Raw genomic sequence first — 8,822 nt, 5'->3', positions numbered from 1 at the left:
TGAGCGTTATATGGGTAATGAATAAGCTGATGTCTTTAAATGGGACATTCAGAAAAAGAAAAGCTGGCATTGCCAGCTTTTTTTATTAAGAAAACTTTGTAGATATAAAAAAACCGACACAAGGTCGGTTTTTTCTTCACTGTAAAATTAGGACTCTATTAAAGAGCTTTGATTTGTGCAGCGAAACGAGACTTATGGCGAGCTGCTTTATTCTTGTGAATAAGGCCTTTAGTTGCCATGCGGTCTAGGATAGGTGTAACTACAGCGAATGCAGCAGTTGCAGCTTCTTTGTCGCCTGCTTCGATAGCAGCAACAGTTTTCTTCATGTAAGTACGCATCATTGAGCGACGGCTAGCATTGTGCTGACGACGTTTCTCAGCTTGGATAGCGCGCTTCTTAGCAGATTTACTATTTGCCAAGGGTCTAACTCCCAAAAACTTAGTTCTGTGACAATTTAAGGGCGAGGAATATCCCTCATTTGCGCTTAAATGTCAAATGATTTGTGCAAAAACCGATCTAAGCCAAAACAAATTTTGGTAAGAGAGGTTATCGCGGTTAAGATGGCGGGGATTCTAACAGCATTTTTATACCAATGCTAATAATTATCCGCGAAAGGCACACTTATTCCTTACAACCCGCGGATAGATTTTTGACGTCTATTTGCAGCACCTGTCAGAGAAACAGTATAGGGTTAGCTGTCTTATGGTGATATTCCGAGGTTACAGTGAGTAAACGACTACTCAAGTCTGGCATGATCGTCAGTGCTATGACATTTATTTCCCGCGTTCTTGGCCTAGTTCGTGATGTTGTAGTGGCAAATTTAATGGGGGCAGGAGCAAGCGCAGACGTCTTTTTCTTCGCCAATAAAATTCCTAATTTTTTACGACGTTTGTTTGCTGAAGGTGCTTTTTCCCAAGCGTTTGTACCTGTTTTAACGGAAAGCCATGCTCAAGGCGACATGGATAAAACTCGGGAGCTCATTGCTCGTGCGGCGGGTACATTAGGGGTGATAGTCTCAATTGTTACCATCTTAGGTGTTCTAGGTTCCGGAGTGGTGACTGCACTGTTTGGTTTTGGTTGGTTCCTAGACTGGATGCATGGTGGTCCCGCGGCTGAGAAGTTCGAACTTGCTAGCGTGATGCTCAAGATTACCTTTCCTTATTTATGGTTCATCACTTTTGTTGCCCTATCGGGAGCCATTCTCAATACACTAGGTAAGTTTGCGGTTTCTTCGTTTACTCCCGTCTTCCTCAACGTAATGATCATTTTGGCAGCATGGTTTATCTCGCCGCAGATGTCACAGCCAGAGATTGGCCTTGCCATCGGTGTTTTCCTTGGTGGTTTGGTTCAGTTCTTATTTCAAATCCCTTTCCTTATTAAAGCGGGGGTTATGGTTAAGCCGAAATGGGGCTGGCGCGATCCGGGCGTGGTGAAGATCCGAACCTTAATGATTCCTGCTTTGTTCGGTGTGTCGGTAAGCCAAATCAACTTGTTGTTTGATACTTTTATTGCCAGCTTTCTGCAAACCGGTTCGATCAGTTGGTTGTACTATTCAGATCGCTTGTTGGAATTCCCGTTAGGTCTGTTTGGTATTGCTATTGCAACGGTGATTTTACCAGCATTATCACGCAAACATGTTGACGCACAAAATGAAGGATTCGCACAAACCATGGACTGGGGGGTGCGCATGGTGATCTTACTTGGCCTTCCTGCAATGCTTGGTTTGATGGTACTGGCAAAACCTATGTTGATGGTGTTATTCATGCGAGGTGAGTTTTCGCCACAAGACGTACATCAAGCATCATTGTCACTCTTTGCTTACGCTTCAGGCTTGTTGAACTTTATGCTGATTAAAGTGCTCGCTCCGGGTTATTACTCGCGTCAAGACACTAAAACGCCAGTGAAATACGGCATCATTGCGATGGTGACCAACATGGTATTTAATGCAATTTTTGCGTACTTCTATGGCTACGTTGGCTTGGCTATCGCGACGGCACTATCGGCATTTGTGAATATGGCACTGCTGTATCGTGGCCTGCACATCGCAGAGGTATACCAAATCACTAAGCGAACCGTCTTCTTTATTATACGTTTAGCTATTGCTGGCGCGGCGATGGTGGCGGCAATCTTATGGCAACTGGAAGATATGTCAGTATGGCTGGGCTGGAGCTTTGCTCACCGAAGCGCGGTGCTAGGGATGTTGATCGGTTTAGGAGCCGTAGTTTACCTAGTGGTTCTATTTTTAACTGGTGCGCGTTTAAAAGACCTAAAAGCTGGGACAGACTGAGGGTGATTAGTATATAATCCGTCAGTTTCACACAGTGTAAAGTAAAACAGAGGCAGAAAGCAGTATCCAATGGAACTGATTAGAGGCATTCACAATATCAACCCGCGACATCATGGTTGTGTGCTGACTATTGGCAATTTCGATGGTGTCCATAAAGGCCATCAACAAGTATTGCAGCAAGTGTCTGAGCAAGCGGACAGGCTATCCTTGCCTTCTGTTGTGATGACCTTTGAACCTCAGCCGATGGAGCTGTTTGCCAAAGACAAGGCACCTGCAAGGTTGACGCGATTACGCGATAAGTTCGTGCAATTGAGTAAGCTCGATATTGACCGCTTACTGTGTGTCAATTTCAATCGCCATTTTGCAAGTTTAACCGCGGAAGAGTTTATCCGTGACTTGTTGGTCGAGCGTTTGGGTGTTAAGTTTCTTGTCGTTGGTGATGATTTCTGCTTTGGCAAAGGCCGTACAGGTAACTTTGCAATGCTGCAGGAAGCAGGGGAAAAATACGGCTTTGATGTCGTAAGTACCCAGAGCTTTTGTTTACAACAATTACGTGTCAGCAGTACGGCTATCCGTCAAGCGCTGGCGCGTGACGATTTGCATTCCGCGCAACAGATGCTGGGAAGAAACTACAGCATCAGCGGTCGTGTTTCTCACGGAAGAAAGCTAGGTCGAACCATTGGGTTCCCTACTGCAAATATTCCTTTGAAACGCTGTGTTTCTCCGGTTTCCGGAGTCTATGTTGTTCAAGCGCTTGGCTTAGGAAATAAGCCAGTTGGTGGTGTTGCTAATATTGGTCAAAGACCAACCGTCAATGGTGTTCGCCAACAGTTAGAAGTGCACTTATTCGACTTTCATGCCAATTTATATGGCAAGCAACTAGAAGTGGAACTTTTGCATAAACTTCGAGATGAGCAAAAGTTTGAGTCGTTTGAAGCACTTAAACAACAAATCGAATTGGATGCTGAAGCAGCAAGGGTGTGGCTGCGTCAGCTTAAGCGTTGAGCGGTTTATTCCACCGTTCAACATAATGTCTAATTTTCGCCCAATATAACGGAATTAAGAATCGATGAGTGAGTATAAAGATACCCTGAACTTACCTGAAACAGGGTTTCCAATGCGCGGCAACCTGGCCAATCGTGAGCCAGAAATGCTTAAGCGTTGGTACAAAGAAGATCTTTACGGTGAAATCCGTAAAGCTAAGAAAGGCAAAAAGTCATTCGTATTGCACGATGGCCCTCCTTACGCAAATGGTGACATTCATATTGGTCACGCACTAAACAAGATTCTTAAAGACATTATTATTAAATCCAAAACACTTTCAGGTTTTGACGCACCTTACATCCCAGGCTGGGACTGCCACGGTCTACCAATCGAATTAATGGTAGAGAAGAAAGTAGGTAAGCCAGGCCAAAAAGTGACAGCAGCGGAATTCCGCGAGAAATGTCGTGAATACGCAGCAGGTCAGGTTGAAGGTCAGAAAGAGAGCTTCAAACGCCTTGGTATCATGGGTGAGTGGGACAAGCCATACCGCACTATGGATTTCGCAACTGAAGCGAACATTATTCGTGCTCTTGGTAAGATCGCAAGCAATGGTCACCTGCTAAAAGGTTTCAAACCTGTTCACTGGTGTACAGACTGTGGTTCTGCTCTTGCTGAAGCGGAAGTAGAATACAAAGATAAAGTATCGCCATCTATCGACGTTCGTTTTAAAGCGGCTGACGAAGCGGCACTGCTATCTAAATTTGAACTGACAGAAGGTCATGAAGGTCACGGTGACGTATCTATCGTTATCTGGACAACAACACCTTGGACACTGCCTGCAAACCGCGCAGTATGTCTACGTGATGATCTAGAGTACGTGCTTATCCAAACAGAAGGCGACAACGCTGAGCGTATCATCGTTGCTGCTGAGCTAGCGAAAGACGTAATGGACCGTGCGGGTATCGAGCACTTCCACAACCTTGGCTTTGCTAAAGGTGCGGACCTAGAGCTTTCTCAATTCCAACACCCATTCTACGATTTCACTGTACCGGCGATCCTTGGTGATCACGTTACGACTGATTCAGGTACTGGTGTTGTTCACACTGCTCCTGGTCACGGTCAAGAAGACTTCGCGGTTGGTAACAAGTACAACCTAGAAGTAGCAAACCCAGTTGGCTCAAACGGTGTTTACCTACCAGATACAGAGCTATTTGCTGGTCAGCACGTATTTAAAGCGAACGATGCAGTAGTAGAAGTACTAAAAGAAAAAGGTGCACTACTACACCACCACGCTTACGAGCACAGCTACCCACACTGTTGGCGTCATAAGACCCCAATCATCTTCCGTGCTACACCTCAATGGTTCGTTTCTATGGACCAAGCTGGCCTACGTGCTAAAGCATTAGAGTCAATCAAGAATGTAGAGTGGATGCCTGAGTGGGGTCAAAGCCGCATCGAAGGTATGATCGAAGGTCGCCCTGAGTGGTGTATCTCTCGTCAACGTACTTGGGGTGTGCCAATTGCTCTGTTTGTTCATAAAGAAACAGCAGAACTTCATCCAAACACGCTAGAGCTGATCGAGAAAGTCGCTAAGCTGGTTGAAGAGAAAGGCATCCAAGCATGGTGGGATGTAGATGCCGCTGAACTACTAGGTGCTGACGCTGACCAATACGAAAAAGTGCTAGATACGCTAGACGTATGGTTCGATTCAGGTGTCACTCACTTCTCTGTTGTTGATGCTCGTGAAGAGTACAACGGCAACAGTGCAGACCTATACCTAGAAGGTTCTGACCAACACCGCGGTTGGTTCCAATCTTCTTTAATTTCATCTATTGCGATGAAAGACGAAGCACCTTACAAACAAGTACTGACACACGGTTTCGTGGTTGACGGTCAGGGTCGTAAGATGTCTAAATCTATCGGTAACGTGGTTGCGCCAAAAGACGTAACCAACAAGCTAGGTGCTGACATTCTTCGTCTATGGGTTGCTTCTACAGACTACACTGGTGAAGTTGCGGTTTCTGATGAAATCCTAAAACGCAGCGCAGATGCGTACCGTCGTATCCGTAACACAGCGCGTTTCTTCCTAGCTAACTTGAGCGGCTTCAACCCTGAAACAGACATCGTTCCTGTTGAAGAGATGGTTGCGCTAGATCGCTGGGCGGTTGGTCGTGCACTAGCAGCACAAGAAGAGATTGTTAAAGCATACGAAGAGTACAACACACACGGTGTAACTCAGCGTCTAATGCAATTCTGTTCAATCGAAATGGGCTCTTTCTACTTAGACGTAATTAAAGACCGTCAGTACACAGCAAAACGTGGCGGCAACGCTCAACGTAGCTGTCAGACTGCACTTTACTACATCGTAGAAGCGCTAGTTCGTTGGATGGCGCCAATCATGTCGTTCACTGCAGATGAAATCTGGAACGAAATGCCAGGTCAACGCGACAAGTTCGTATTCACTGGTGAGTGGTTCGACGGTCTATTCGGTCTTGCTGAAGGTGAAGAGCTGAACAACGAATTCTGGTCTGAGATCCAAGCGGTTCGTGGTGCGGTAAACAAACTTCTAGAAGATGCGCGTAAAGAGAAAACCATTGGTGGTGCACTACAAGCTGAAGTGACTCTATTTGCTGATGACGCACTAGCGGCGAAGATCAACAAACTTGAAGATGAACTGCGCTTTGTTCTACTAACCTCTGCGGCGAAAGTTAAGCCTCTAGGTGAGAAGACGGATGCAGCACAAGCGACGGATATCGAAGGCTTGTTTGTAGAAGTAGCAGCAGCTGAAGGCGAGAAGTGTGACCGTTGTTGGCACCACACGCCAGACGTAGGCACAATTGAAGGTCACGAGAAGATCTGTGGTCGTTGTGTGTCTAACGTAGACGGCGAAGGTGAAGTACGTAAATTCGCGTAATTGCCTAGAACGACTGAACTTTTTTTAAAATTAACAGCCCCAGTATTTACTGGGGCTGTTTGTAGGTAAAGTAATGAGTGAAAAAGCACTGACGTTAAAGCAATCTGGAGTTCGCTGGCTGTGGTTAGCAATTCTGGTATTTATTGCAGATATTGGCATCAAATTGGTGGTGATGGACAACATGGGCTACGGATGGGCAAACCGAATTGAGGTGTTGCCATTCTTCAACCTACTTTACGTTCATAACTACGGTGCCGCTTTCAGCTTCTTGAGCGATCAAGCTGGTTGGCAGCGTTGGTTATTTACAGGTATCGCGTTTGTTGTGACGGGTCTTTTGACCTACTGGATGAGCAAGCTTCCAGCAAAAGAAAAATGGAACAACATTGCTTATGCACTGATTATTGGTGGTGCAGTGGGCAACGTGTTTGACCGCGTCGTTCATGGCTTTGTTGTTGATTACCTAGACTTCTTCTGGGGTAACTACCACTGGCCAGCATTCAACCTTGCTGACATGGCGATCTGTATTGGTGCGGCAATGATTATTCTGGATGGCTTCCGTAAAAAAGACGCTAACAAGTAACCTTTTGCGATATATCGAATAACCCTAAGCGTCGTCCGTTGATTCGAGCGACGCTTTTTATTATGTTGGAGCGCCAATCAGCATATCAATGTATAAAAAGACCAAGCTGACAGCGTAATAACCCAAGAACAAGGAAGCATTAACGTGACAACAATAACCAATGAATCTGTAGTAACCCTTCACTTTACGATTAAAATGAAAGACGGATCGGTTGCAGATAGTACTCATAACATGGGTAAACCAGCGAAATTTGTTATGGGTGATGGCAGCTTGAGTGAAAACTTTGAGCAGTGCTTGATAGGCCTCGAAACAGGCGCACAAAAAGCGATTGAGCTAAAGGCAGAAGACGCGTTTGGTATGCCAAACCCTGATCATATTCACTATATGGATCGCACTAAATTTGTAGGTGATGCAGAAGTGGAAGTTGGTACAATCATGGCCTTCAGTGGCCCTGATGGCATGGAAATCCCGGGCATTATTACAGAGATTGCAGGCGATTCAGTCACTGTGGACTTCAACCATCCTCTAGCGGGACAAGACGTGACTTTCGAAGTTGAAATTTTGTCAGTAGAATAGCGAACCAAATAAAAGATAACTTCCATGAGCAATGAAATGAAAATCCTGTTAGCTAACCCACGTGGTTTCTGTGCTGGTGTTGACCGCGCGATTAGCATCGTAGAGCGTGCGCTAGAGATGTATCAGCCACCGATTTATGTGCGTCATGAAGTGGTGCATAACCGTTTTGTGGTTGAAGGTCTAAAACAGCGTGGTGCTATCTTCGTTGAAGAACTGCACGAAGTGCCAGACAACAACATTGTGATTTTTTCTGCTCATGGTGTATCGCAGGCGGTTCGTCAGGAAGCGAAGCTGCGTGATTTGACCGTATTTGACGCAACGTGTCCTTTAGTAACCAAAGTGCATATGGAAGTGGCGCGTGCGAGCCGTCGTAATATGGAAGTGGTTCTGATTGGTCACGCAGGTCACCCTGAAGTCGAAGGTACGATGGGGCAATACGCCAGTGAAACCGGTGGTATGTACTTGGTTGAAACTCCAGCCGATGTTGAGAAACTGAAGGCGATTGTGAAAGATCCATCCGATCTTCATTACGTAAGCCAAACGACGCTTTCTGTCGATGAAACTGCCGATGTTATCGAAGAGCTACGCCGCGTGTTCCCAGATATCCAAGGTCCACGTAAAGACGATATCTGTTATGCGACACAAAACCGCCAAGATGCCGTACGTGAATTAGCTGGTGACGTAGATGTGATGGTTGTGGTGGGTTCTAAAAACTCATCAAACTCTACACGTCTTAAAGAGCTAGCTGAAAAGCTAGGGACACCTGGCTACTTAACCGACTGTCCGGAAGATATCAAACCTGAGTGGTTCGAAGGCAAAACAAAGGTCGGCGTGACTGCGGGAGCATCTGCTCCGGAAGAGCTCGTTAATCAGATTCTAGAGCGAATCAAAGAACTCGTCGGTGCCGAAGCGGTTGATGAAGTACTTGGCCGTGAAGAGAATATGTTCTTTGAAGTACCTAAAGAACTGCAAATCAAGCAAGTGGATTAGTCTCCATTTATCGAATATTCAAAAGGCGACCTGTGGGTCGCCTTTTTTACATCTCTCTTAACTCATTTAGGTAATCACGAATTTGGTCTTTTCCTAAACCATCGATAATCATATCAGACATCTTCGTGATTCTTCGCTCAAGCGATTGAGCAACCTTTTCGCAATGTGCGTACATGTCTTCATCAGAACCATCGGTCGGAAAAGCATCAACTTGCCAGTTTACTCGAACACCACCTGCAAGCCACTGAGGAGCGGTTTCTTGATGTAAAGAATCACAGAGAATAATAACGATGTCGGGAAGAAACTGAGTTCGCTCCTCCCATGAATGCGTGTGGATATGCGGAATGGGGAGTTGGTGGTCATCTAAATATTTTTGCACCACTGGGTGCACCTTGCCTGTGGGATGTGAGCCTCCACTGGTGACACTAAAATCTGCTGGCAGGATATTGGTTGCGATTGACTCCGCGAGGACGCTTCGTCCAGCGTTGTGC

8 protein-coding genes are annotated in these 8,822 nt (G+C 45.8%); 6 read left to right on the top strand and 2 right to left on the bottom strand.

Going from position 1 to position 8,822, the window contains the following annotated elements:
• Positions 1–158: 158 nt before the first annotated feature.
• Entirely contained in the window at positions 159–419 is a 261-nt protein-coding gene (rpsT, locus tag CAG68_RS01220; protein WP_005381938.1) for a 30S ribosomal protein S20, read from the bottom strand.
• 305 nt (positions 420–724) lie between these two features.
• On the opposite strand from rpsT, the gene murJ reads away from it, so the two are divergent.
• The 6 genes from murJ to ispH all read left to right on the top strand — a co-directional run bounded on the left by murJ (position 725) and on the right by ispH (position 8,331).
• Complete coding sequence (gene murJ / locus CAG68_RS01215) at positions 725–2,287, top strand: murein biosynthesis integral membrane protein MurJ (RefSeq protein WP_005381936.1); 1,563 nt, start codon at positions 725–727, stop codon at positions 2,285–2,287.
• Between the two features lie 69 nt (positions 2,288–2,356).
• Positions 2,357–3,292: a bifunctional riboflavin kinase/FAD synthetase gene (gene ribF, locus CAG68_RS01210; RefSeq protein WP_005381933.1), complete on the top strand. Its 936-nt coding sequence runs from the start codon at positions 2,357–2,359 to the stop codon at positions 3,290–3,292.
• 64 nt (positions 3,293–3,356) lie between these two features.
• Positions 3,357–6,185, top strand: coding sequence for an isoleucine--tRNA ligase (gene ileS / locus CAG68_RS01205; RefSeq protein ID WP_017821497.1), 2,829 nt, complete (start codon positions 3,357–3,359; stop codon positions 6,183–6,185).
• A 73-nt stretch (positions 6,186–6,258) separates the two neighbouring features.
• Positions 6,259–6,765 (top strand): signal peptidase II, encoded by a 507-nt coding sequence (gene lspA / locus CAG68_RS01200; RefSeq protein WP_005381924.1) that lies wholly within the window; start codon positions 6,259–6,261, stop codon positions 6,763–6,765.
• Positions 6,766–6,909: 144 nt separating this feature from the next.
• Positions 6,910–7,341, top strand: a complete 432-nt coding sequence (fkpB, locus tag CAG68_RS01195; RefSeq protein WP_005381922.1) for an FKBP-type peptidyl-prolyl cis-trans isomerase — start codon at positions 6,910–6,912, stop codon at positions 7,339–7,341.
• A gap of 24 nt (positions 7,342–7,365) precedes the next feature.
• Positions 7,366–8,331 carry a 4-hydroxy-3-methylbut-2-enyl diphosphate reductase gene (gene ispH / locus CAG68_RS01190; protein ID WP_017636164.1) on the top strand — a complete coding sequence of 322 codons (966 nt, stop codon included), beginning with the start codon at positions 7,366–7,368 and terminating at the stop codon, positions 8,329–8,331.
• A 46-nt stretch (positions 8,332–8,377) separates the two neighbouring features.
• Here ispH and CAG68_RS01185 read toward each other — a convergent pair.
• The coding region (locus CAG68_RS01185) for an arsenate reductase/protein-tyrosine-phosphatase family protein (RefSeq protein WP_161440696.1) at positions 8,378–8,822 on the bottom strand (445 nt) is incomplete at its 5' end.

This window comes from Vibrio sp. V42_P2S4T144 (assembly GCF_009904715.1).
GTDB classification, from domain to species: Bacteria; Pseudomonadota; Gammaproteobacteria; order Enterobacterales; family Vibrionaceae; genus Vibrio; species Vibrio alginolyticus.
Note: the sequence above shows the minus strand (reverse complement) of the source record. Positions and strands in the feature narration are given on the sequence as shown.